The organism is Flammeovirga yaeyamensis (assembly GCF_018736045.1).
Taxonomy (GTDB): Bacteria; Bacteroidota; Bacteroidia; order Cytophagales; family Flammeovirgaceae; genus Flammeovirga; species Flammeovirga yaeyamensis.
Genome location: NZ_CP076132.1, coordinates 3,905,121 through 3,930,185, shown reverse-complemented (window position 1 = coordinate 3,930,185; position 25,065 = coordinate 3,905,121). Strand labels below are relative to the sequence as shown.

Genomic DNA, 25,065 nt, shown 5'->3' with positions numbered 1-25,065 from the left:
TGGAATTACCTATAGACATTTGTAGTTGTTGTTAGTACAAAAGTCGGCTTTTTGATAGTGTATGGCTAGTTTTTGATATAGACTGACTATAGACATCGCTTCATTGACTATAGATTACATATAGACTGAAAAATAAAAAAGCAGGTATATGATATTCATATACCTGCTTTTTGTGATTTCTAGGATGAACAAGAATTAATCTTCGTCTTCCATAGAATGACCTCTACGTTTTTTCCCTTTTCCATCAGGATCACCATATCTTCTTTTTCCCATTTTCTCCATTTGGGCTGCAATTTCGTCTACAGACTTCGTTGGGTCCATTAAAACAAACATGACATCTCTATTGGCTCCCATAGGATTACGTCCCATTTTGTGTTTCCCTTTATTGTGACCTTTTTTCTTGCCTTCACCTTTCATGCTACCTTCTGGACGGTATTTTTCCATGATGGCTTTCATGTCTGTTCTCCATTTTTCTTCATTGGCTTTGTTGGCCTCTTTTATGGATTTTAGATCAGCTTCGTGGTTGTCAACTACAGCCCAAGCAGCAGTCATTATCTGTCTCATTTCTTTTTGAGCTGCCTCTTTTGCTGCTTTTTGTTCTTCTGTAGGTGCTTCACCTTTCTTCTTATCCTTCTTCATCGATTTATTTTCCTCTTTAAGGTTATCCAATCGAGTACGAAGGCTAGCTAATTCTTTTTTCTCTGCATCTGAAAGCTTATTATCGAATTCCTTACGATTTTCTAGAAGTACAGGTACAACATTGGCTTTGTTGTATTCAGCAATTTCTTTCTGTGCTTTTTTACGAGCTTCTTTATCCATCCCTTTTTTTGGGCCGTCTTGGAAAGAAAATAAGAAGATAGATAAAATTGTAAATACGAATAATGTGATCTTTTTCATTGTTCTATTGTTTGGTTATTGATTCGTTGAATTATTGTACTTCAAATGTGAGCAATAAGATGCGAAAAAAGAGATAGTTTCAACGAAGGGTAGTGATTTTTCAACTAACGCAGTATAATATAAACATAAGTACTCAATAACTTACATTATTGGGCTAATCATCAGGTAATTAAAAACGACTTAATGCTAGAGAGTATTATTTAGATGATAAAAAAAGCCATCAACTGTAAAGCTGATGGCCATATTCCTGTAGTATTACCAATATTCTTATTTTCCTAATGTAGTATGTAAACCACATTCTGTTTTTCCTTTTCCAGCCCATCTACCAGATCTGTCATCTGACCATAATGGTTTAGAAGGATCTGCTTTTTGTGTACAAGGCAAACACCCTACACTGAAGTAGCCTTTTGCAATTAAAGAGTGAAGCGGTAATTTTCTTTCATTGATGTATTTGAATACCATTTTAGAATCCCAATCTAAGATAGGGTGGTATCTTAATACGCCATGCTTACCTTCTTCTTCTTTTTGCATTTGCGCTCTCACAGCAGATTGTCCTTTTCGGATACCATTGATCCAAACATCATTTTCCTTAAGTATATCCTCTAAAGGCTCTACTTTATTGATGTGACAGCATCTGTCTGATTGATGTATATGTAAAGGTTCACCATTTTCATCCACTTGATCTTTCACAGGGATTTTCGATTTAATATCGATAATGTTTAAACCTAATTTTTCTGCAAGTTCGTCTCTGAAAGCAATTGTTTCAGGGAAATGATAGTTTGTGTCTAAAAAATAAACAGGGATAGTATTATCTACTCTGCTTATTATGTCTAACAACACAACGCTTTGCGGCTGAAAAGATGAAGATGCAAAGATCTTTTTTCCTTCCGCTTTATATTTCGCCAAATCAACTGCTATATCTTCGATCAGCTGATCGAAAGTAGTATCAGTAGCTTGTGATAATATGCTTTGCGATGACATAGTTGTTAACTTTTATTTAATCTACTAATTATATAGGATAAATGCGAAATAAAAGAACAAAACTCTTTTTTCAAAATTTTAACCATAAAAAAAAGCATTGTTTACAAATAAACAATGCTCTTTTACAAGTCTTTAAATGAGAGTGACTCAAATTATTTCAATCCTCTCAATTTATATATTTAGAAACCTCTTTTCAATTCAATTGTGGCTCTTAATGGTCTGGAAACGTTTCCTGCTTCATCTTTAAAGCGAATGTATACATGTTTATATCCATCTTCTTCACCTTTCAGTGTCCATGAAATACTAGGAACAGCTTGCTGCCATTTACCTCCATTAAATGATGAGCTATTTGAGACCATCATTAATGCAGCATCATCAGGTTCTATATTTAAAGTAACTTTTTTGTTGATATCATTAGTCACTTTTTCTCCATTATTGATTTTGAAATCAATATTTTTAGGAGCGTTGGTATCTAATTCAATAGAAGAGGAATAAGACTTTGTCTCATTACCTGCCTTGTCTTTAAATTTTACATACACTCTTTTTGTACCGTCGCCATCTGATAAGTAGATTGATTTTTTCTCGCTGAAAACTTCCCACTTACCTTCTTCAAACTGTTGATCTTGAGATACCATCATAGAGTCTGCTTGTCTACATAATATATCAAGTTGCACCTGATGGTCCTGTCTGTTACTCATTTCAGCACCACCATTAATTTTGATACTTCCAGCGAAAGGAGGAGTTCTGTCAATCATTATTTCAGCAGAAACAACGTGAGATAAATTACCTGCCTGATCTCTATAACGAGCGTATATTTTTCTAATGCCATCGTCTCCTTCAGCTAAATCCCATTCTACATAATCGTCTTGGAAGATACGCCATTTGTTACCATGGAAAGCAGAAGTGTTGCCTAGTTGATAATATTTTGCTCCTTTAGCTTTAAGAATAACACCAACTTTCATGCTTTTAGTATCCGTCCAGTATGGGGAAGGTACATCAATAGATACTCCGACATCTTCAGGAGGCTTGGTATCTAAAATAATCTTTCTCATGAAAGTTTTAGACTCGTTACCATCTATGTCTTTAAATTTAAAGTAAATAGATTTTACTCCGTCGTTAGCAGACAAGTTATAATTAAATACAGGTTGAAATCTAACCCAGTGGGCATTTTTAAAAGAAGCGTCTCCACTAGCCATTACGTGGGTCACACCTGTACCATGCAATTCTATTTTAATGGAGGTAGAATTCGTATATTTTCCAGACTTAAAAATAATACGTGTTCGGTCCAAAGGGTTTTGGGACAAACAAATATTAGATAAAAGTAGAAACGTTGAGAGAAGTACAATATGTATTTTAGTACTCATTTTAAGTGTTTTTAATCAAATAAATGATAGTAATTTTCTTTTAAACGTTTTAATAGCAAAAATAGTACACAACTAAAACGCAGAAACGGAATAAGATTTGTTAGTAATATGAATTAGATGAAAATCTACAGTATTATTTTTTCAAAGATAGGGCTTTTTATCAACTGATAATTGACTCAAATAATTGAAAGCTTGTACTATATGAAGTATTATCAATGAAATATTGATAACTTTAATTTAACAACTGTTAATTATATATAAAACATATAGTTTAAAACATTTACTGTTAAGTTTTTTTGTATGATATCGAGACTTAATTATATGAATACTTTAAAAGGATATTTATTTATCTTTCTATTATTTATTCTCAACACTTACTCACCAAATCTATTTGCTCAAGAAGTTGCTGAAGGAACTACTTATACTCCTGCGAAATTATCTCAGGAACCTGTAAATGTTACAGCAGATTTATTTCCTACCAATTCGATGGAAGTGGGAGATACAACATTTACTGTATATGGTGACGCTTCAATTCCTTTCAAAATTTATTTTGTAAACGGACCACAATACGATAATATTTTTAACCCGAACCCTACGGGAATTATTCTTAATAATAAAGAGTTTAATTTCTTTTGTTCTATGGAAAAGTCTATTCGTCAGAACTATTCCAACGTTTTAGAGGCAAAAGAATTTGATTACCTAGGTAAAAAATACCTTATGTTAGTCTCTTTTAGAGAAGACTGTTTAGGTGATAACTGTCGTTACCGTTGTTACAATGTTTTTGATATCTCAAGTGAAACATCAATTCGCCAGACGTCTTTCTCTAGTATTTTCCAGGGAACAGATAGCTTCGGTGATTTCAATAACGATGGTAAGTTAGACTTTGTACGTGTAGCACCAAAAGCACAGAAAGGTCACGTTGCCGGGGAAATGGTTACAAATTATTTAGTTACTGCCTATACTTTAAGAAGAGGTATGCCAAGACAGCTAACTGATCAAGGAAATACGTATTATTTATATGTGAAAGGGGACGAAGAAGCGTATTCTTTTGAAGTACTTCAAGCTTACTGGTTCTTTAATGTTAAGGATGCAAATGGTGCAGATGCTGAACCTACCACATATTTTGCGGAATATATTTCATTCGATCCAATGTATAGATACCTATACAACCCGAATGGAGTAAGAATAGAAAAAAACAGATGGTCTGTATTGATCACCGATGTAGGAGATTTGGAATCAGCTCAAGAACAATGTCAATTGGTTCGAGAGTACGATATCGAAGATGTTTATATCATGATCGACCAATACAGTGGAGACATCACTTATCAAGTTTTTGCCGGTAACTTTGTAAGTAAGGAAAGTGCGGTGGCCTATGTAAAAAAATTATACCAATACGGTGTAAAAGGGCAGTTAACCGACTTCCGAAATTCGTACTAATTACATCCGGAGGAAAATTTGTATTGCTTATACTATTTTTTAATTTAATCAGTTGTAAATAAAAAAGACTGAACGTTTCAAGCTTTTAATTACAATAAAGAAAGAGTTCTTATAAAAACGGATCTATGAAACTATCTAAATTTCATATCATTTTATCTCTATTCTGCTCAATGGCGTTTTTTAATACAGTAAACGCCCAGAATGCAAACGATTTTCTAGAGAAAGCAGATTTCCTTTTAGCTAATAACCGTTACCAAGAAGGGTTGGATATGTTGGACAAGGCGATTGCTGCGAGTCCAAAAGATGGTAATATTTACTTTAAGAAAGCAAATACTTACCTAGCGGTGACAAAATTTAATGAAGCTATTAAAACGTTAGAGGACTGCGTGGTTGCAGATCCTAATTATTTCCGTGCTTATGAAATGCTTGGTGATTTATATTCTCAAAGAAAACAGCCTATCAAAGCAGTAAAATATTACGATTTAGCCTACCAAAAGGATGATGGTGTTGATCAAAAGTATCTATATAAATTAAAGATATTGGATATCTTAGATCAAGCAAACAGACACCGTTTCTCTAAAAAGCATATTGATGACGTTAGAAAACTAAATCTTGTAGAATCATTCGATTTAGATTACTACGAAGCAATGTACTGGAACGAAATGGGACATCCGGAAAAGGCGGAAGAACTAATGGCTAAAATTATTGGTGATATCGAACCTCTTTCTGGTAACGAAAGATATTACTACCAATATATTTGGGCTTTATTCGAAGGCGGTAAATATGCTGAAGCACAAGAGTGGATGGAAAAAATTAATACTTCTGAAGCAGAATCAATGTTTATGATTTTCAAAGAAGATTACTATTTCAACCTTGCTCAAACGTATTTTACTGTGATGGATTACGAAAAGTCGCAACAAATGATTGACGTAACTTTAGGTATCAATTCATCTTACATTGAAGCTTTCGATTTACAAAAGCAATTGGCGGCTATACGTACGGATAAAACAAAGGTAATTGCAGCACAAGATAGAGCATTAATGGCTGAAAAAGATGTAAAAAAGCGTTCTGCTAAATTGTTAGATCTAGCAAACCTTAATTATCAGTCAATGGATTTTGCTACTGCATACATTCACCTAGAAGAATTCCAAAAGGCTTTACCTCAGAATGAGAGAAACCTAAACGTGATTTTCATCAAAACAATGTGTGAAAAGAGCTTAGGAGAGCTTGGGGTAGCTACAGAAAAGCTTAAAAAAGTAATTCACAATCCTACAATTAAGCCACCGACAAAAGCGAAATACAACTTTGCTATCGCATTAGTGTATAAAGAAATTGGCGATTACAAAACATCAGAAAATTTCTTGAAAGCGGCATATGGAGGATCATTCAAAAATGCTGTTCGATATGAATTTGCAGATATTCAACGTTTGAAAGACATCAAAGAATTGGAGTCGCTAAACAAGTAATATCAAACAAGATATATTTAGCCCAACTGGTATTTATCAGTTGGGCTTTTTTTGTTTTATTTTTTGTTAATATTAATTATTTTCATCTATTTTAGGTATTGCAAATTATGTTACTTTTCAACTAAACAACTTTTTTATGCCAAACAGACTAAAATCTATCATTGGACTTCTATTATTTCTTCTAACTATATGTAATTCTTGTACTAATTCTTCAAATGAAGAAGAAGTGGATCCTACAGAAGACTCAATGGCTACGGGAAATATTGATGTTATATTTTCTACTAATGATGAGATAAATTATGAAGATTATGAGGTAATCTTAACAAACACTGATAATTCAGAACAAATTACTGATTTTACTAAAGCTGAAGACTTTTCAGATAGAGTTACTCTAAATGTGGGTAATTATGTGTTGAAGTATCAACCAAAGGATAATAAAAAACTATCTTTTGAACCATTCACTTTGAGTGAAGTGAGTTTTGAGGTTAAAGAAAGTATTAATGCTACTATAGAAGTTCCTATAGTACAAATTAGTAAGTCATTAAAATTTATTTTTGATGATAATCTCTATGAAAACTTAATTAACCCTTCAATAACTATTATTTCAGATAATGATAAGATAGATTTTGAGTATAATAAAATGGTATATTTCACTGATGAAGTTTTAACCATAAAAACGTCTTGTGATCTTGGAGTAATTTATGAAAATGAACATGTCATAACTTCTAATGATAAAGAAGATTATGTTGTTGAGTTTACCAATGATGTAGAGAATGCTTCTTCATATAATCCACATCCAATTCACTCTTATTATACTTTTACCTTAGGTTTATCTGATAAAGATTTAATAGTGGGGCTTAATGAGGTTTTTTGGTCAAATAAATTTAATTGGAGTAAGGATAATACTATCGAGAACTTTAATCATGTAGTAGTTGAAAATGATAGAGTTGTTGAAATCAACATTACTGATGTAAATGTTGATAGTCAGTTGCCTGGAATCTTTGGCTATTTACCAAAATTAAAAAAATTGACATTACGAAATATAGGATTGAATACCACTGATATTCCCTCTACTTTTATATATTTAAAAGACTTAGAATTACTAGATTTGAGTAGTAATAGAATATCATATATAATTGATCCAATTAAAAATTTAAATAAGTTAGTTTATTTAGATTTGTCGTTTAATGAATTTAGTGGTGATGCTTTAACTGTGATTAATAGTTTAAACCAATTAGAATATTTAAATCTTTCATATAATGATTTCAATGGAGAGATTATGAATTTTTTATATGAAAATGTCAATCTAACTTATCTAAATTTAAGTGGAAATAACTTTAGTAATCGAGTTAGTGAAGAGTGGTTCTCAGGGAAATTTTCAGATGGTTTGATTTTGGATGGTAAAAATTATCCACTAACAGATTTTAATTTTGAAGGAAATGTTTCTTTTGAGGATGAATTAGGAAATACTGTTGAAGGTGGAAATTTGATTAAATCTGATGAGAATAGTTTTTATATCTCACCAATCGGATCATGGGGGCTTGATTCAGGTTTTTTTAATTCATCTAATGGAGGGTGTCAATTGGAAATATTTATATATGGTGATAATATAGATATTCCTGAGCAGCATTTAAATCTAGGGCAATATTCAAATTTGGTTAAGCGGAATCCAGAAAAGGAATCAACTATTGATCTTGAAAAAAGAGAAATAATAATAAATTATTTAATTTCCTTTGATAATGGAGATACAGAATTTACCAGTGTATTTTATTATTAATTAGAATATAGATTGTACAGACTTACTGAAAAAGGTTGACTCATTAATTTTGAGTCAACCTTTTTTAGTAAAAATAATCTGATTTTGAATAACTACATCAATTATATCATCGGTAGAAGCTTCTTCACCAGAAATACCTATCAAGGTTACTTTATTTAGTGACATTTTCCAAGTTCTGTTATTAGTAAATGAAACATCAATTTTCTCTTCATTTAATCTAATTATGGAACATCAATTACAAAAATTAGGACGTCTGATCCACCAAGCAAAAATTGCTTTCGTAGTATTATCCATTTTAAATGTTGCTTTCCTTCTTTTTGAGGACTGCGTACTATCAGAAAAAATGATAACAGTAGCCTGGAGTGGTGTTCTAATGATTTCCATAAAAAGTTTAAACAACTCAATGAAAGACATTCTCATATTATTAATGTTGTTACTGCTTTCATTGAACCTCTTTTTATTGATGTTTGATATTGAATTCTTTATTAGACAAAGTTTTGGGTCATTAATAGAATTCATCACCATAGCTTTTTTCTTCAAAAGAGTAATTAGAGAAGAAGGAAAGTTACAAACACTTGAATCACGCGTTTATCCTTAATAGTTTAATTTTAGATATACTATAGTAGAAAAAAGGCCATCTGTTGATGGTCTTTTTTTATTTCTAAATTTTTTTCAAAAAAAAATTAGAAAGTAGAGTGACATTTTTTAGCCCTTGATATAAGAAGATGTAAAAAGAAAAATTTATCGATTAAAAACACAATCTATTATTATGAAAAAGTTTATTTACTTATTTATCACATTAGTTACATTTTCATTTGCTAGCACATATGCGCAAAACGCTAAAGGCGGTGCAGATATTAAAGGTCCGGGAACATTAAATATTGGTTTAACCTCTAGTTTTTCGAACAATACTTTAGGTTTAATGGCCGATTATGAAATAGCACAATTAGGTAGAGATTTTACGGTGGGTGCTTTCGTTGATTATCAGTCATGGTCTGGTAACGGAAGTACTTTCGGAGCTGGTGCCAGATTTAGATGGTATGCAGACAGAGTATTAAATATACAGAACCCGAAATGGGACGTGTATGCTGTAGGTGATGTTGGGTTTGATTTTGGTCATATGAACCAACTACACTGGGGTATTGGTGTGGGTGCTAAGTTCCACATTACTGATAACTTCGGTATTCAAGGGAATATCGGTTCAGGAGCCCAAATCGGTATATGCGTCGGTTTATAATCGATAGATTTGGTTTAATTTAGTTGTCACCTCTAGAGATATTCTCTAGAGGTGACTTTTTTATATCTACATGTTTCTTCGGTACTGACCACCCACTTCAAATAAAGCAGAGGTAATCTGACCTAAAGAACAATATTTTGCAGCTTCCATTAAAGCATCAAAAGTGTTTTCCTGATTTAGAGCGACAATCTTAAGCGACTCGATACTTTGATCCACTTCTTTAGAGAGTTTTTGATGTTGCGTCTCTAAAGCTTCAATTTGTCCGTTCTTCTCTTCTTCAGTAGAACGAATCACTTCTTCAGGAATAATAGTAGGAGACCCATTTTTAGAAAGGAAAGTATTCACTCCAATAATCGGGAAATCTCCATTGTGTTTAAGCGTCTCATAGTACAACGATTCTTCTTGAATCTTCGAACGTTGATACATCGTTTCCATAGCACCCAAAACACCACCTCTTTCAGTGATTCTGTCAAATTCAGCCATTACCGCTTCTTCTACTAAATCAGTCAGCTCTTCAATTATGAAAGCCCCTTGAATCGGATTTTCATTTTTAGCTAATCCTAATTCTTTATTGATAATTAATTGAATAGCTACAGCACGACGGACAGATTCTTCTGTAGGTGTAGTAATTGCCTCATCATAAGCATTGGTATGCAAAGAATTACAGTTGTCATAAATAGCATACAGTGCTTGAAGCGTCGTTCTAATATCATTAAAAGCAATTTCTTGAGCGTGCAATGATCTACCAGAAGTTTGAATATGGTATTTCAGCTTTTGAGAGCGATCGCTTGCTTTGTATTTATATTTTAGTGCCTTTGCCCAAATTCTACGGGCCACACGACCAATCACGGCATATTCCGGATCAACACCATTCGAGAAGAAGAAAGAGAAGTTTGGAGCGAAATCATCGATCTTCATTCCTCTGTTCAAGTAGTATTCGATGAAGGTGAAACCATTGGCTAAAGTAAATGCCAACTGAGAAATTGGATTTGCACCAGCTTCAGCGATATGGTATCCAGAAATCGACACAGAATAGAAGTTTTTAATGGCATTGTCAGTAAAATACTGTTGCATATCACCCATTAAACGAAGAGAGAATTCTGTAGAGAAAATACACGTATTTTGTGCTTGATCCTCCTTCAGAATATCAGCTTGTACGGTTCCTCTCACTTTCTTAATTGTCTCCTGTTTGATTTTTTGATAGACGTCCTTATCAAGCACCTGATCTCCAGTAACGCCTAATAACATCAGTCCTAAACCATTGTTATTCGATGGGATTTCTCCTCTATATTTTGGTTGATCTCCATCAGGATAGATCTTATCAATCTTTTTCTTAACCTCCTTCTCTAAACCATACTCTTTGATGTACAATTCACATTGCTGATCAATAGCTGCATTTAAGAAAAAGGCCGTCATAGCGGCTGCAGGGCCGTTAATCGTCATAGAAACAGAAGTAGACGGAGCACAGAGATCGAAACCTGAGTACAAACGTTTGGCATCATCCAAACTCGAAACATTTACACCAGAGTTTCCAATTTTGCCATAAATATCTGGACGGAATGCAGGATCTTCACCGTACAAAGTCACTGAGTCAAATGCTGTTGAAAGACGAGCGGCAGGTTGACCTTCCGATAAATAATGGAAACGCTTGTTGGTACGTTCAGGGTTTCCTTCTCCGGCAAACATACGGGTTGGATCTTCCCCTGTTCTTTTGAAAGGAAAAACACCAGCAGTGTAAGGGAATTCACCAGGAACATTTTCCTGCATTGACCACTTCACAATATCTCCCCATCCTTTGTATTTAGGAAGGATGACTTTCTTGATTTTAGTACCGGAAAGTGACTCTGATACGGCTTGGACATTAATATCTTTTCCCCTCACCTGATAAGTGAAAGTATCCTTGCTGTAAGCCTCAACTTTATCTTTCCAAGCATGAATCAAATCAACCACTTCATGATTTGTCTTCCGCTCAACTTCTTGATAAGCCTTTTCTAAAGCAGCTTTTGTCTGAGTATCACTTTCTAATAATTCGATCGACTTTTTCAGGCCAAATAACTGATCAGCATAAGTCGATTGTTCTTCTACAAATTCATTGTAATTACGAATCACTTCAGTGATGTCCGACAAATATCTAACTCGAGCAGGAGGGATAATATGAAAACGTTCTCCCTCATGTTTGTTCTCTACTTTTGGTAATTGTAAACCAGTAGATTTTTCATTGATGAGCTCTACTAATTTATTGTATAACTGATTGACTCCCGTGTCGTTAAACTGAGAAGCCATTGTGCCATATACCGGCGTGTCATCATCAGGTAATTCGAATTGTTGATGATTTCTACGGTACTGTTTTGCAACATCTCTCAATGCATCTTGTGCTCCCTTTTTGTCAAATTTATTTAAGGCAATCACATCTGCATAATCCAGCATATCAATCTTTTCCAATTGAGTTGCCGCTCCATATTCAGGCGTCATCACATAAAGTGATACGTCGCTGAAATCGATAATTTCTGTACCTGACTGACCGATACCTGAAGTTTCCAAGATGATCATATCAAACTTAGCTGCCTTCAGAAGCATCAGAACTTCTTTTATATTTTTTGATAAAGCGATATGTGCCTGACGTGTAGCCAAAGAACGCATATACACTCTATTATTTGATATCGCATTCATGCGGATTCTATCCCCTAAGAGTGCTCCACCGGTTTTTCTTTTGGAAGGATCAACAGAAACTATGGCAATCTGCTTATCATCTGTAGAGGATAAGAAGCGTCTGATTAATTCATCGACTAAACTTGATTTACCTGCTCCACCTGTACCCGTGATACCTAAAACAGGAATGTTATTATTGTCCGCTTTCTCTTTGATTTGCGCTAAGAAATCGCTCACCTCATCTTGACTATTTTCGATTGCTGAGATGATTCTTCCTAAGTTTTTATGTGATTTATTCTCCAGATTAAACGTCTCTTTGGTGATGTTTTTACCAGTGGGGAAATCACATTTCTGAAGAATATCGTTAATCATTCCCTGCAGCCCCATTGTTCTGCCATCATCAGGGGAATAGATACGATTGATACCATATTCGTGCAGTTCCTTAATTTCAGTAGGTAAGATTGTACCACCTCCACCACCGTAAATACCAATGTGAGACGCACCTCTTTCTTTCAATAAATCATGGATATACTTAAAGTATTCTAAGTGCCCTCCTTGATAGGAAGTAATCGCAATGCCTTGAACATCTTCTTGAATAGCACAGTCAACAATTTCTTGTGCAGATCGGTTGTGGCCAAGGTGGATTATTTCGGCACCTGTAGACTGCATGATTCTTCGCATGATGTTAATAGACGCATCATGCCCATCAAACAGGGAGCCTGCAGTGACCAACCTAATCTTATTACTGGGTGTATAAGGTTGGTTAGAATTCATTTGTGAAGTCATTTCTTTTGTGTGTGTTTAAAGCAAGAAAAAATCATCTTTACGATGTAGTGTATTGAGTTCGTTTACCCAATGATGTTCTTACTAGTTGTTTTTATGTGTGGTTATATGTAACTCAACGTGAAACGCATCAAGTTGTTTTTCTATGTTGAGTGTATGTTGGTGTTTATATTGCAAGTTTAATCGTTTTTTTACATTCTCCAAACCAATCCCTCCTTGTTTGTCTTTTGATATAGTTTTTTTGGGTATAGAGTTACTTAATTTGAAATGAATTTCACCTTCATCATCTACTTTAAGTGATAGCTTAATCCAACCTTCAAGGTGATTTTCTATGTGACTGTGTTTAAAAGCATTCTCAATAAAAGGGGCAAAAAGTAATGGAGCCACCCTCACATTTTGATGATCGACCTGAATATCAATATCCACATTGTCTTTGATGTTATCACTCTTAAGAAGGTGTAATCCAATAAAGTTATTTAAGTATTCGACTTCTTTAGTAATAGGTACTGTGTCGGTGGTAGTGTCGTATAACATGTAGCGTAGTAAATCAGATAATTGCAATACCACTTCCGGTGTTTTATCTGATTTCACAAAAGATAAGGAGTAAATGTTATTTAAAACATTGAACAAGAAATGCGGATTGACCTGAGATTTTAGAAAACTCATTTCTGACTTTACATTCTCTTCTCTTAGTTTCGAAGCCTCACTTTCTTTCTTTAAACTGTAAACAGTCATTCTATAGGAAGTACTTGCTAGGGCCACCACTCCAAATAAAATAAGGTTATATAAGGATTCAAAGATTTTAAATCCTCTTCGAACACGTTTAGGAATTTTTCTGTCTTCACGTAGTTCTTTATGTCTTATTTTCTGACGAATATCTTGAGGTGGTTTTTGAGGGTTTAGATGTTCGTCTTGTGTAGGAGGAATTTCAGTTTCATCAAATGGAAAATGCATGGTAGCTATGGTTTTTTGTTTCCATTTATTGAAAATGAATTTTTCCACTTCTATATAAGTAAAAGAGGAACTTATCACCAAAAAAAGTAAAACGATAGCATACAATCCGTGCTTCTTTTTAATAAGTAATTTGGGAACTAAATACTTTACATTGATGAACCATATAAAAATTTGAGCTCCGATAAGTAAAAGAGCTTTTAAAAAGGCATACCAAACTCCAAACCTTTCACTGAAAAAGTTGAACGTTAAGGCAAAGTAGGCAACGATTACTAAGGTTTGCCATAGTTGAGTTTGTGAGAATTGAAAAGCAAATTTATTCTTCATACAGTGAAGTTATAAAAAAATGGATGGGTTAAAGTAATGTCAGTTAGGCTATTCAACGAAAGGATTCAAATTTTCAACGAATAACTCTTTTATCATCCCACTAAAAAATCGCACTTTATTTTACATATTCATTAAATAAATCAAAAAAATGCGACCTAAGTCATTTTTTTATTCCAAAAAACTAAACATTTATTAAATTCGCACATTGGAACAGAAAGACCCTCTCGAGTGTTTTTCAATTTTTTCAAAAATATAACAACAAATTTCGGTAGCATTTCAGTGTGTTTCCTGATCATCACATAAGAAAAAAGACATGACAAAAGCGAAAATTATCTACACCAAAACAGACGAGGCACCAGCTTTGGCCACTTATTCATTCTTACCAATTGTAAAGTCGTTTACAAGTGCAGCAGGTATTGAAATCGAAACGAAGGACATTTCATTATCAGGTCGTATCTTGGCTAACTTCCCAGAGAACTTATCAGACGATCAAAAGGTAGGCGATGCATTAGCGGAATTAGGTGCGTTGGCTAAAACTCCTGAGGCTAACATCATTAAATTACCTAACATTTCTGCATCAATTCCTCAATTACAAGCGGCAATTGACGAGCTTCAAGCAAAAGGATATGCTATTCCTGATTACCCTGCTGAACCTCAAAATGCAGAAGAGGAAGAGATCAAAGCTAGATATGCTAAAGTATTAGGTAGTGCTGTTAACCCAGTATTGAGAGAAGGAAACTCAGACCGTAGAGCACCGAAAGCGGTTAAAAATTATGCGAAGAAACATCCACACTCAATGGGTGCTTGGTCTTCTTCGTCTAAATCTCATGTAGCTTCTATGTCTGCAAATGATTTTTATGGTTCTGAAAAATCAGTCACTGTAGAAAAAGCAACGGATGTAAAAATCGAATTGCATAAGGCAGACGGTTCTGTTGAGGTATTGAAAGAAAAAGTAGCCCTTTTAGATGGCGAAATTATCGATGCTTCTGTAATGAACATGAAAGCGTTGAAAGCATTCTTCGCGGAGCAGGTAGCAGATGCAAAAGAGACAGGAGTATTGTTCTCTTTACACATGAAAGCAACAATGATGAAAGTGTCTGACCCAATTATTTTTGGTGCAGCAGTTTCTGTATTCTATAAAGACGTATTCGAAAAGTACAGTGAGTTATTTGAGGAACTAGGTGTTACTCCAAATAACGGTATCGGAGATGTTTATGCTAAAATTAAAGGACATGATAAAGAAGCGGAAGTAATCACTGCTTTAGAAACAGTATATACAGATGCTCCTGATTTAGCAATGGTCAACTCTGATGAGGGAATTACTAACCTTCACGTACCTTCTGATGTAATTATTGATGCATCAATGCCTGCAATGATCCGTACAAGTGGTCAGATGTGGAACAAAGAAGGAAAACAACAAGATACAAAAGCAATTATTCCAGATAGATCGTATGCAGGTGTTTACCAAGCAACAATCGACTTCTGTAAGCAGAATGGTGCTTTAGATCCAACAACTATGGGTTCTGTATCAAACGTTGGTTTGATGGCTAAAAAAGCAGAAGAGTACGGTTCTCACGATAAAACTTTCCAATTGGCTTCAGCAGGTACTGTAAAAGTAGTAGACGCTTCAGGTGCAGTATTGATTGAGCAATCAGTAGAGGAAGGTGATATCTTCAGAATGTGTCAGGTAAAAGATCTTCCAATTCAAGACTGGGTGAAGTTGGCAGTGAAGAGAGCGAAAGCTACTCAAACTCCAGCGGTATTCTGGTTAGACGAAAACAGAGCTCATGATGCTGAGTTGATCAAAAAAGTAAATAAATACTTAGGAGATCACGATACTGCAGGTCTTGAGTTATTAATTAAAGCGCCAGTAGAAGCAACTACTTTCTCTTTCGAAAGAATTGTGAAAGGTTTAGATACAATTTCTGTAACTGGTAACGTATTGAGAGATTACCTTACAGATTTATTCCCAATTCTTGAAGTAGGTACTTCAGCAAAAATGCTTTCTATCGTACCATTAATGAACGGTGGTGGATTGTTTGAAACAGGTGCAGGTGGATCAGCTCCTAAGCACGTACAACAGTTCGTTAAAGAAGGATACTTAAGATGGGATTCTTTGGGTGAATTCTTAGCCTTGGCAGTATCATTAGAGCACTTGGGTGATACATTCAACAACCCTAAAGCAAAAGTTTTAGCAGAAACATTGGATGTAGCCACTTCTAAGTTCTTGGACAACGATAAATCTCCTGCCCGTAAAATTGGTAGCATCGATAACAGAGGTTCTCATTTCTACTTAGCATTGTACTGGGCGCAAGAACTAGCTGCTCAAGATAAAGATGCAGAGTTGAAAGCACAGTTCACTGAGTTAGCAAACGAGTTGACAACAAACGAAGCGAAGATTAACGAAGAGTTGATTGGAGCTCAAGGTCAACCTCAACAAATTGGAGGTTACTTCTTGCCAGAATTTGATCAAGCATCAAAGGCAATGAGACCAAGCTTTACATTGAATGATGCTTTATCGCAATTGGTATAGACATCATAAAAATATAAAACCTTTAGAAACCTCACGTAAGTGGGGTTTCTTTTTTTCTATTGATTAAAATTGCACTATTCTTATAATTACTAATAATAACATGTACAAAAGTACGTTTATTGATTAGAAAATACCGATTATGTATAATTTTTGTTTTAGTACAATTGGATGATAAGGAGGGTTTAAATTCCTAATTATTTAATTGATAAAGACTAATAATTATGCATTGATCAATTTCACTGAGGATAGTTTTGAAGTAAATTATTGTTTACTACTCAATTCAATTTTTTATACATTCAATTAGCAACACTATAACCTGTGTTTTTCGAAATCAGGTTACTAATTTTTAATGTGTGATTTGATCACATAGATTAACTTTCTGTAGAAAAATGATACAAGGAAATGTGGCTTTTTACCAAAATATGCCAATTCAAGTTTTTAAAAAATTTGCCGATCAAATTGGGTTAGCAAATGGAGAAGATTTGGATCAGGTTTATAACACTATAAAAGAAGGTAAAGAAATTATGGAATTTGGTTCTGGTTACGGTAGAATCGTAAAAGGACTAAAGGACAAAGGATATAATGGGAAATTATATGCAGTTGAAATTGTAGACGCGTTAATTGATAAATTAAGTCTTCAAAAAACGGATAATATAGAAATAATACATTCTGATTTAACCGAATTAGAATGGAAGAACGATTCTTTGGATTACATACTTTGGATGTGGTCTGGAATATTAGAATTAACAGAAGAAGAACAACAAACTGTTATCAAAAAAGCATACAAATGGCTTAAAAAAGGAGGGGCACTAATTATAGAATGTCCAATGAATAAAGCTATTTCCAAAGTCGGAATGTTATCAAATGATAAAAAAATTGTCGTAGAGGAGGAGTGGGGTGTCTTAAATGCGACGCTTGTAGAAGCGGAAGATGTGGCATTATATTCATCTAAGGCAGGTTTTGAGAGTCATTCGCTACAAACATATACTACTACTACAAATCTGACTCGTGCGATCTACACTTTGAAAAAATGAATTAAAGAAACATCTTTAAGGGAATTAAACTGAGGAAAAATGAAGAAATTACTCTTTGTAGGTCTGTGTATTCTCGTCAATTTATCTAACGCTTATGCTCAACGCTTTGGTTATATCGATTCTCAGGTAATTATTGAACAGTTGCCAGAGTATCAAGAAGCGGAAGCTAGTTTGCAAAAATTGACTGACAAATGGTTGGGTCAATTGGATAAGATGAAAGCTGAGATAGCTGATTTGGAAAGGGCATATGCTCACGAAGAAATCTTGTTAACACCAGAAATGAAACAGGAAAAGCTTGATAAAATTGCTGAATTAAAAGAGGCGATGAGAGAGTTTCAAACCAATCATTTCGGGTATGAAGGATTATTGTATTCGAAACGTATGGAGTTTATGAAGCCTTTACAGGATAAAATTTCTAAAGCTTGTGAAACTGTAGCGAGACAGAAAAAGCTAAATTTTATCTTCGATAAAGCTTCAGATTTAACTTTAATCTATTCAGATCCTAAATATAACTATACAGACTTCGTTTTAGACGAACTTGGTGAGGGAGATCCTGAGGATTCTCCAAGATAATTTATATTTTTGCAGTCGAACTTTCCTCAAGGTTAAAGTTTAAATTATAATCGGAGAAACTTTTATAGAAATGAAGAAAATCTTATTTGCGCTTTGGTCGCTGATGATGCTCTCTTCGGTAGCAAATGCACAACAGAAAGTGGCATTTATTAACGAAGATAGTGTGATCACTTCAATGCCTGAGTTTAAGACACAGCAGAAGATTATTGAATCTTATGCGAAGCAGTTTCAAACTCAAATTGAGATGAAGCAGAGAACAATGCAGGAGAAGTACCAAACGCTAATGCAAGGTCAACAAACTATGTCTCCTCAACAGTTGGATGAAGGACAGAAAGAATTGCAGGAGATGCAAGTAGAAGTTCAAGAACTTCAACAAAGAGCACAGCAAGGGATCCAGAAAAAACAGCAAGACGCTATGGAACCTCTTATGAAAAAGCTGAAAGAACAAGTAAAAGTTGTTGCAGAGGCTGAAGGTTACAGTGTGGTAATTGCCAATGGGGTAGTTAACCGTATCGGTTTCCTAATCAATGCTGGTGGTGAGGATATCACTGGTAAAGTTATCGCTAAAATAAATGGACAATAGTCTAAGTTTAAGATATTAAAACTTACAAACAAGAAATTATGAAATTAAGAGTTGTTTTCGCATCATTATTCGCAGTGATGCTAATGGGATTCGGAACTGAAAGCAAGGCACAAACTAAAATCTTTGCTTACGCAGATTTAGATTCAGTAGTACGTTCGATTCCCGAATACGAAACTAAAATTAAAGAATTAGAAAGCTACCAAAATCAATTGATGGCTTCTATGCAACAACAACAGCAAGAGTTCCAAACTAAATATGCTGACTTCCAACAAAACCAAGCGAACTGGCTGCCAGAAATCATCCAGCAAAAAGCACAGGAGTTAGAGTTGTTACAAAAGAACTTACAAGACTTCCAACAAAACGCTCAGCAAAACTTGCAAAAGCGTCAGTACGAAGCATTCACTCCACTTCAACAAAAAGCTAGCGAAGCTGTTGAAGCGGTAGCAAAAGAAAAAGGTTACCAATATGTTATTCCAATCGACATGTTGATCTACAATAACGGAGCTGATGACATCACTGCTGATGTAATCAATAAAGTGAAGTAATTAATTTTTTTCTTTATAGAAAAGCTGATTCATAATCATATGGATCAGCTTTTTTTTATATCTAGTTTTTTAGGGTCCTGTTGCGTGATAATGATTATGTTTTGGTGATGATCAAAGTCAATTATTTGTGAATGTAACTTAAATACATTTGTGTTATTGATAATTAGTCTAAATAACCATAATCAGAGTTACTTTGAAAAACTTCGCTTTAATTCAGATACTTCTTCTTCTTTCTTGTGCTATTACGAATGCAAATCCAATTAAAGTTATTGGTCATATTACTTCAGGTGATGAACATGTTCCTTTTGCCAATGTCTCAATAAACGATGGCCAAAAGGGTGTTTTTGCAGATAAAGATGGGCATTTTACTATTGAATTAGAAGAAAACCAAACCTACTCTTTTCTAGTGTCAGTAGTAGGGTATAAAGATCAAACTATAGAATTTAAGCCCACACGATCGAATCATGATATTCATTTTAATTTGACAAAGGATTTATTGGAATTAAATGAAGTGATTGTCTCAAGTAGTAGACGTTCTCAATCAAGGCAAGAAACCTCAAGTGTAGTCAATGTAGTCGGTAGCGATTTCTTGATGAAAAACGATATTAAAGTCGTTGGAGAGGGCCTGAATTATATTCCTGGAACAAGAGTAGAAAGTACTTGTGGAAACTGTGGTTCCACTCAACTTCGTTTAAACGGCTTGGAAGGTCCCTATACGCAAATACTAATTGATAGCCGTCCGTTATTTAGTGGTTTGGTAGGAGTGTATGGTTTGGAGCAAATTCCAGTAGCCATGATCGACCAAGTAGAGGTAGTTAGAGGAGGTGGTTCTGTACTTTATGGTGCTAACGCTATAGGAGGAACCGTAAACATCATCACAAAATCACCAAAGTTTAATGCTTATGAAGTGGGAACTAACTTTGGAACGATAGATGGTAAGTCTCATGATTACAATATGTATTTCAATACTTCATTGGTATCAAAAAATGAGAAAACGTCGAGTTATATCTATGGTTCATACAGAAACAGAGATGTCTGGAATGCTAATCCTGACGATATTTATTATCAATTAGATGATGATGGTAATCCAACCGGTAGTCCAATTAAAGATGACTTCTCGGAACTAACTGCCATGAAAACACTTTCTTTAGGTACTAAAGTATATCATCAATTTTCTGATTACAACAAGCTGTCTTTTGACTTGAAATATACACACGACGAAAGAAGAGGAGGGAATAAACTAGATTTACCTAAAGATCAGGCAGACATTACAGAATCAATCGATATGCACATTGGAACTGCAATGCTTAATCACGATTGGTTCAGTAAGGATAAGAAGTTGCATTTAAACTCTTATTTAAGTGGTCAATATGTACATAGAGATAGTTATTATGGTGCATATCAACAGAAAGATGGCTTTGGATTAACTACCGGACAAACGGTTGTAGCAGGTTCTCAGTTAAATATAAATTTAGGTGAATTTTGGAATGGGAAATCTTTCTTTGTAACAGGTGTAGAATACATCAACGACCAGATTCATGATAAAAAACTGTCTTACTTTGATGAAGATTTAGGACAAAATACTCAGGATGCGACTGTATCTGATCAAATTTCGAACACCTATGCGATCTTTGCTCAAAACGAATGGGTGAGTAACCGTTGGTCGGTTTTAGTAGGAGCACGTTGGGACTTTGTAGATATTGTCGATAAACAGACTCATGAGAATGATAAGCGAGTGAATTCTATTAACCCTAGGGTGAACTTAAAGTATAAATTAAACGAGAATATGCAATTGAGAGGTGGCTTTGCTACTGGATTTAGAGCTCCTCAGATGTTCTCAGAAGATTTACATATTGAAGTGACAAGTGGACAGGGTGTAAGAACGCAATTAGATCCTAACTTAAAGCCAGAATCTTCTCTGTCGTATAACTTGGCCTGGGATTTTGATAAGACCTTTGGTCATGTTCAGACGTATTTCCTTGTGGAGGGATTCCACACAAGAATTAAAGACCGTTTCGATAATCAATACAATTATTTAGAGGATGGAACTTTAATCCTGTTTAAAAGAAATTCAACATCAGATGCTATTGTACAAGGTATCAACCTAGAGGGAAGGGTTGCTCCATCAGAAAAACTATCTTTCCAAGCTGCTTATACTATTCAATCAGCTAAATACGAAGAAGAAAACCAATGGGGTGATGAAGACTCGAGTACATCAAAATATATTTTGAGGACACCTAATCAATATGGATCACTTAGTGCCGATTACAAAATTACAAATCAATGGACGGCAACAATGACGGGGGTATATACAGGAAGTATGCATGTGCCTTATTTGCCTGGAGGATTTATTGATGGTCAATTAACTACTGAAGAAGAGTTGATCCAATCAGAACAATTCTTTGATATGGGATTGAAAATTGCCTATATGACCAAACTTACAAAGGACTCAAACATCCAAATTGGAGCAGGAGTAAAGAATATCTTTAACCAAATGCAATCTAACTTTGTGAGTGGTGTGGACAAGGATGCCGCTTTTGTGTATGGGCCGATTACACCAAGAATGTTCTATATAGATATTAGAATTGGTAATTTATTGAACTAATCTACAATTCATATAAATAGAAAAGGCCTTAGAAATTAATTTTTCCAAGGCCTTTTTCCTTTTGTCTCTGATCCTAGATTTCACTCTTAGGATTATTATTTTCTGGTAACTTAATCGCTACTCTTAATTTTGCACTTCTAGCTCTTCTATTCGTAGCAATCTCTTCTGGAGAAGCGGTAATAGGCTTACTTTTCAAAGGTTTTAATGGACGAAGAAGGTTGCCATAGAAATCCTTTTCGTGTTTACCTTCGAAGTTTCCAGATTTAAAGAAGTTCTTCACCAAACGATCTTCCAAAGAGTGATACGATTCGATTACGAAATATCCACCTTCTTCTAAAACTTCAGCACCTTGTTCCAACATCTCTCTCAAAGTCTCTAACTCCTCGTTTACTTCAATTCGGATGGCTTGGAACACCTGAGCAAAGAATCTGTTTTCTTTTCCTCTTGGAGCCATTGGTCTTAATGCATTCATCAAGTCCAAAGTAGTTTCTATCGTAGCTTGAGAACGAGCATTAATAATTAAACTTGCTGCTTTACCCGGATGCGTTAATTCTCCGTATAATTTGAAGATCTCTTTTAGTTTCTTTTCATCGAACTCATTGATGACTTCTTTGGCAGAAACAGCACCCGATTGTGCCATTCTCATATCTAAAGGAGCTTCTCCACGCGTAGAGAATCCTCTCGATGTTTCATCAATTTGATGAGATGAAATACCTAAATCGCCCAAAATACCAGCTACCGTTTTGATACCGTGTAATCTCAAAAAGCGTTTTAAGTAACGGAAGTTCGCCGCACAAAAAATCAGACGATCATCGTTAATCGCTTCTGCATTTTTTCTTGCATCAGGATCTTGATCAAAAACAACAAGTTTACCTGTAGTTAAACGACTTAAAATTTCTCTTGTATGACCACCGCCTCCAAATGTGACATCCACATAGGTTTTTGTTGGATCAATATTTAAACCGTCTACACACTCGTGTAGCATTACAGGAACATGGTAATCGCTCATTAATTTATTTCTTTTCTAATTCTTTTTTTCCTTCAATAGGAAGTAGGATACTAAATTCTGTAAAAGACTCATCATTGTCTTTAGTAGCAGGTTTTGAAGAGACCATAATTTGTCCTCCGTGCTGTTTGATAATACCATAGGTAATCGATAACCCTAATCCTGTACCTTCTCCCACATCTTTGGTTGTAAAGAAAGGATCAAAAATCTTATCAATTACAGCTTGTGGCATACCACAGCCATTATCTCGGATAGTAATATTAATATCATTATCCCCTTCAGTATAATGTGTATTTACCACAATCTCACCTGTATTTTCTTCCACAGCCTGAATAGCATTATTAATGATATTCATAAACACTTGGTTGACTCTACCAGGTAAACATTGAATCTCCGGTAAATTTTCCTGAAGATCGGTTTTTATTTCGATATTCTTCTTTTTCGCCTTGTTATTAAGGATAGTAATTGTCGAGGCAATTCCTTCGTTAATATTAGCGTGTTTGAAAGTATCTTCATCTAACCTAGAGAATGTTCTCAAACCGAGAACAATTTCTTTGGTACGTTGTGCACCTTCTTCAATACCTTGGATCAATTGCTTGATCTCATCGGTAAGTATATCTACTTCCACTTCCTCTGCTAAGGCATTGACTTCTTTTACTTTTTCGGTGATATCTTCTCCTTTCTCGTGCATTTTGATCATATCATTGCAACTATTCAAGAGATTGATGATATCCTCGATATCTTCTTTCAATGGCAAAACATTGGAGGTCACAAAGTTAATTGGATTATTGATTTCGTGAGCGATACCAGCTGTTAATTGACCTAAAGAAGCCATTTTTTCTGAATTGATCAGCTGCACTTGTGCGGCCTTCACTTCATTCATTGCCTCTTCTAACTTCTGATTCGTCAAAATCAAACTCTCCGATTGTTGGCGGAGTTCCTCTTCTGAAGTCTGAATTTCATGATAAGCTTCAATAATCTTGCGCTTATCATTCTCTCTTTCATCCAACATTTTATTTGCTAAATCGGCCAATTGATCAAATTCGGCATAAGCCAAACGATCTCTATTGATCTTTACATGTTCTTTTGATGCCGTATCGAAGAAAGAAGAAAATTCCTGCAGGTTGTTGGTAATTCCTGTCGCCACTTTTCTTAATCTCCACCAAAGGATGGCAATCAACAATGTAGAGATCGATAATATTCTAAAGAGTTCGGTGGTCAATTCACGAATTAACATGGCACGTTTGGCATCAATTTGCTCGTCCAACTCATCAAGGTAAACACCGGCACCAATGGTCCAATCCCATTCTTTAAAATAGAGTAGGTAAGAGAACTTTTTAGTGACTTCCTGACTGTTTGGTTTTCTGTAATTGTAATAGTAGAAACCTCCAATCTGTTTTTTATTGGTTAAATGGAAAGGAACATCGTTAAAGTAGGTAGTATCTCCATCCTCATCCGTTAATGGAAGAGAATTTAATTGCTCTGCAGAAAGTTGTTTTGCACTTTCGTAATACTTCCAACGTTGCAATAGGGGATTGCCTCTTTGATTGACAAAAAGGTATCCTTCTTTACCGAAATGAACCGAGGCCATACGTTCCAAAGCCTGCACTTGCATGTCTTTGGTTACATTGTCCATATACTCTCCAGTACCAATCACCAATCCCAATTCTTTAAAATAGCGGATGTAGGAAACCTTAGGGTATTGCTTTTTATCTTTTTGATCAGGCTTCATCCAATAATATTCAAAGAATCCACTTCCTACCGTTTTTGCAATTTCCATTTCCTGGCGGATGAAGTAATTTCCTTTTGCATCTTGATAGTCCAAAATATAAGAGCCTTCTGCTGAAGGATCTGAAGCATTCATCACCGCATAACCATCGATATGGTCGATAAAATAATAACCTCTAGAACTATTAAATCGGATAGGTTTTAGCGAGTCTTTGATTAACTCTGTGATTTGTTTTTTGGATAGTTTTCTTTTATTTCTTTCGTAGATATTGTTGGCAATAAGGTAGGCTTCATTCACTCTGTTCTGAAGCGTTTTCTTAAGGTGCTTTTCCGTGTTCTTTTCTAAGTATTTGATGTACTTAAAAGAATTTTCAACTTCGTTTCTAGTCACTTGTTTTTGTTTTTCGGTAAACTCAAGTTCTAGTTGTTCAACATCAGTTTTGTAATCGCTAAGTTCTTTAACCGACCAAATGCCTACTAAAAAAGTTATTGCAATAACAGAAAGAGTCATGACCGGGATAAAAGTAGCTTCCGAGACATGTTCTTTTCTTTCCTGTTTTTTATTGTTTTGCTCAAAGAGCTTCATATG

18 protein-coding genes are annotated in these 25,065 nt (G+C 34.8%); 11 read left to right on the top strand and 7 right to left on the bottom strand.

Going from position 1 to position 25,065, the window contains the following annotated elements; translation table 11 throughout:
* Positions 1-195: 195 nt before the first annotated feature.
* From KMW28_RS15465 to KMW28_RS15455, 3 genes are all read right to left on the bottom strand, one after another.
* The gene (locus KMW28_RS15465; RefSeq protein ID WP_169662626.1) at positions 196-897 is read right to left on the bottom strand and encodes a hypothetical protein; all 702 of its coding nucleotides are present in this window, start codon (positions 895-897) and stop codon (positions 196-198) included.
* Between the two features lie 267 nt (positions 898-1,164).
* A complete protein-coding gene (locus tag KMW28_RS15460; RefSeq protein WP_066204960.1) occupies positions 1,165-1,878 on the bottom strand; it encodes a phosphoadenylyl-sulfate reductase in 714 nt (237 codons plus the stop codon).
* Positions 1,879-2,057: 179 nt separating this feature from the next.
* Entirely contained in the window at positions 2,058-3,242 is a 1,185-nt protein-coding gene (locus KMW28_RS15455; protein WP_169662625.1) for a hypothetical protein, read from the bottom strand.
* A gap of 321 nt (positions 3,243-3,563) precedes the next feature.
* Here KMW28_RS15455 and KMW28_RS15450 point away from each other — a divergent pair, with 321 nt between their 5' ends.
* The 5 genes from KMW28_RS15450 (at position 3,564) to KMW28_RS15430 (ending at position 9,159) form a co-directional block, all read left to right on the top strand.
* Positions 3,564-4,679, top strand: a complete 1,116-nt coding sequence (locus KMW28_RS15450; protein WP_158297505.1) for an SPOR domain-containing protein — start codon at positions 3,564-3,566, stop codon at positions 4,677-4,679.
* Between the two features lie 170 nt (positions 4,680-4,849).
* Positions 4,850-6,145, top strand: coding sequence for a tetratricopeptide repeat protein (locus KMW28_RS15445; RefSeq protein ID WP_066204969.1), 1,296 nt, complete (start codon positions 4,850-4,852; stop codon positions 6,143-6,145).
* Positions 6,146-6,281: 136 nt separating this feature from the next.
* Positions 6,282-7,922, top strand: a complete 1,641-nt coding sequence (locus tag KMW28_RS15440) for a hypothetical protein (RefSeq protein ID WP_169662624.1) — start codon at positions 6,282-6,284, stop codon at positions 7,920-7,922.
* Between the two features lie 223 nt (positions 7,923-8,145).
* Positions 8,146-8,520 carry a hypothetical protein gene (locus tag KMW28_RS15435; RefSeq protein WP_169662623.1) on the top strand — a complete coding sequence of 125 codons (375 nt, stop codon included), beginning with the start codon at positions 8,146-8,148 and terminating at the stop codon, positions 8,518-8,520.
* Positions 8,521-8,691: 171 nt separating this feature from the next.
* The gene (locus KMW28_RS15430) at positions 8,692-9,159 is read left to right on the top strand and encodes a hypothetical protein (protein ID WP_169662622.1); all 468 of its coding nucleotides are present in this window, start codon (positions 8,692-8,694) and stop codon (positions 9,157-9,159) included.
* A 66-nt stretch (positions 9,160-9,225) separates the two neighbouring features.
* On the opposite strand, the gene KMW28_RS15425 is transcribed toward KMW28_RS15430, so the two are convergent.
* Together KMW28_RS15425 and KMW28_RS15420 are read right to left on the bottom strand one after the other, a co-directional pair.
* A complete protein-coding gene (locus KMW28_RS15425) occupies positions 9,226-12,582 on the bottom strand; it encodes a methylmalonyl-CoA mutase family protein (protein ID WP_169662621.1) in 3,357 nt (1,118 codons plus the stop codon).
* 93 nt (positions 12,583-12,675) lie between these two features.
* A complete protein-coding gene (locus KMW28_RS15420) occupies positions 12,676-13,869 on the bottom strand; it encodes a sensor histidine kinase (RefSeq protein ID WP_169662620.1) in 1,194 nt (397 codons plus the stop codon).
* Positions 13,870-14,182: 313 nt separating this feature from the next.
* Here KMW28_RS15420 and KMW28_RS15415 point away from each other — a divergent pair, with 313 nt between their 5' ends.
* From KMW28_RS15415 to KMW28_RS15390, 6 genes are all read left to right on the top strand, one after another.
* On the top strand, positions 14,183-16,402 hold the full coding sequence (locus KMW28_RS15415; RefSeq protein ID WP_169662619.1) for an NADP-dependent isocitrate dehydrogenase: 2,220 nt from the start codon (positions 14,183-14,185) through the stop codon (positions 16,400-16,402).
* 389 nt (positions 16,403-16,791) lie between these two features.
* On the top strand, positions 16,792-17,436 hold the full coding sequence (locus tag KMW28_RS15410; RefSeq protein ID WP_169662618.1) for a class I SAM-dependent methyltransferase: 645 nt from the start codon (positions 16,792-16,794) through the stop codon (positions 17,434-17,436).
* A 39-nt stretch (positions 17,437-17,475) separates the two neighbouring features.
* Complete coding sequence (locus KMW28_RS15405; RefSeq protein ID WP_169662617.1) at positions 17,476-18,009, top strand: OmpH family outer membrane protein; 534 nt, start codon at positions 17,476-17,478, stop codon at positions 18,007-18,009.
* Between the two features lie 70 nt (positions 18,010-18,079).
* A complete protein-coding gene (locus tag KMW28_RS15400; RefSeq protein ID WP_169662616.1) occupies positions 18,080-18,592 on the top strand; it encodes an OmpH family outer membrane protein in 513 nt (170 codons plus the stop codon).
* A gap of 38 nt (positions 18,593-18,630) precedes the next feature.
* Positions 18,631-19,137 (top strand): OmpH family outer membrane protein, encoded by a 507-nt coding sequence (locus KMW28_RS15395; protein WP_066204998.1) that lies wholly within the window; start codon positions 18,631-18,633, stop codon positions 19,135-19,137.
* 193 nt (positions 19,138-19,330) lie between these two features.
* Positions 19,331-21,742: a TonB-dependent receptor gene (locus KMW28_RS15390; protein WP_169662615.1), complete on the top strand. Its 2,412-nt coding sequence runs from the start codon at positions 19,331-19,333 to the stop codon at positions 21,740-21,742.
* 73 nt (positions 21,743-21,815) lie between these two features.
* Here the strand turns inward: KMW28_RS15390 and rsmH are convergent, their stop codons facing one another.
* Complete coding sequence (gene rsmH / locus KMW28_RS15385; RefSeq protein ID WP_066205003.1) at positions 21,816-22,751, bottom strand: 16S rRNA (cytosine(1402)-N(4))-methyltransferase RsmH; 936 nt, start codon at positions 22,749-22,751, stop codon at positions 21,816-21,818.
* A gap of 4 nt (positions 22,752-22,755) precedes the next feature.
* On the bottom strand, positions 22,756-25,062 hold the full coding sequence (locus KMW28_RS15380) for a sensor histidine kinase (protein WP_169662614.1): 2,307 nt from the start codon (positions 25,060-25,062) through the stop codon (positions 22,756-22,758).
* Between the last annotated feature and the right edge of the window lie 3 nt (positions 25,063-25,065).

What these genes read in the sequence shown, in the direction of transcription:
- KMW28_RS15465 (WP_169662626.1), bottom strand. Translation starts at nt 897, where the DNA reads ATGAAAAAGATCACATTATTCGTATTTACAATTTTATCTATCTTCTTA.
- KMW28_RS15460 (WP_066204960.1), bottom strand. Translation starts at nt 1,878, where the DNA reads ATGTCATCGCAAAGCATATTATCACAAGCTACTGATACTACTTTCGAT.
- KMW28_RS15455 (WP_169662625.1), bottom strand. Translation starts at nt 3,242, where the DNA reads ATGAGTACTAAAATACATATTGTACTTCTCTCAACGTTTCTACTTTTA.
- KMW28_RS15450 (WP_158297505.1), top strand. Translation starts at nt 3,564, where the DNA reads ATGAATACTTTAAAAGGATATTTATTTATCTTTCTATTATTTATTCTC.
- KMW28_RS15445 (WP_066204969.1), top strand. Translation starts at nt 4,850, where the DNA reads ATGGCGTTTTTTAATACAGTAAACGCCCAGAATGCAAACGATTTTCTA.
- KMW28_RS15440 (WP_169662624.1), top strand. Translation starts at nt 6,282, where the DNA reads ATGCCAAACAGACTAAAATCTATCATTGGACTTCTATTATTTCTTCTA.
- KMW28_RS15435 (WP_169662623.1), top strand. Translation starts at nt 8,146, where the DNA reads ATGGAACATCAATTACAAAAATTAGGACGTCTGATCCACCAAGCAAAA.
- KMW28_RS15430 (WP_169662622.1), top strand. Translation starts at nt 8,692, where the DNA reads ATGAAAAAGTTTATTTACTTATTTATCACATTAGTTACATTTTCATTT.
- KMW28_RS15425 (WP_169662621.1), bottom strand. Translation starts at nt 12,582, where the DNA reads ATGAATTCTAACCAACCTTATACACCCAGTAATAAGATTAGGTTGGTC.
- KMW28_RS15420 (WP_169662620.1), bottom strand. Translation starts at nt 13,869, where the DNA reads ATGAAGAATAAATTTGCTTTTCAATTCTCACAAACTCAACTATGGCAA.
- KMW28_RS15415 (WP_169662619.1), top strand. Translation starts at nt 14,183, where the DNA reads ATGACAAAAGCGAAAATTATCTACACCAAAACAGACGAGGCACCAGCT.
- KMW28_RS15410 (WP_169662618.1), top strand. Translation starts at nt 16,792, where the DNA reads ATGATACAAGGAAATGTGGCTTTTTACCAAAATATGCCAATTCAAGTT.
- KMW28_RS15405 (WP_169662617.1), top strand. Translation starts at nt 17,476, where the DNA reads ATGAAGAAATTACTCTTTGTAGGTCTGTGTATTCTCGTCAATTTATCT.
- KMW28_RS15400 (WP_169662616.1), top strand. Translation starts at nt 18,080, where the DNA reads ATGAAGAAAATCTTATTTGCGCTTTGGTCGCTGATGATGCTCTCTTCG.
- KMW28_RS15395 (WP_066204998.1), top strand. Translation starts at nt 18,631, where the DNA reads ATGAAATTAAGAGTTGTTTTCGCATCATTATTCGCAGTGATGCTAATG.
- rsmH (WP_066205003.1), bottom strand. Translation starts at nt 22,751, where the DNA reads ATGAGCGATTACCATGTTCCTGTAATGCTACACGAGTGTGTAGACGGT.
- KMW28_RS15380 (WP_169662614.1), bottom strand. Translation starts at nt 25,062, where the DNA reads ATGAAGCTCTTTGAGCAAAACAATAAAAAACAGGAAAGAAAAGAACAT.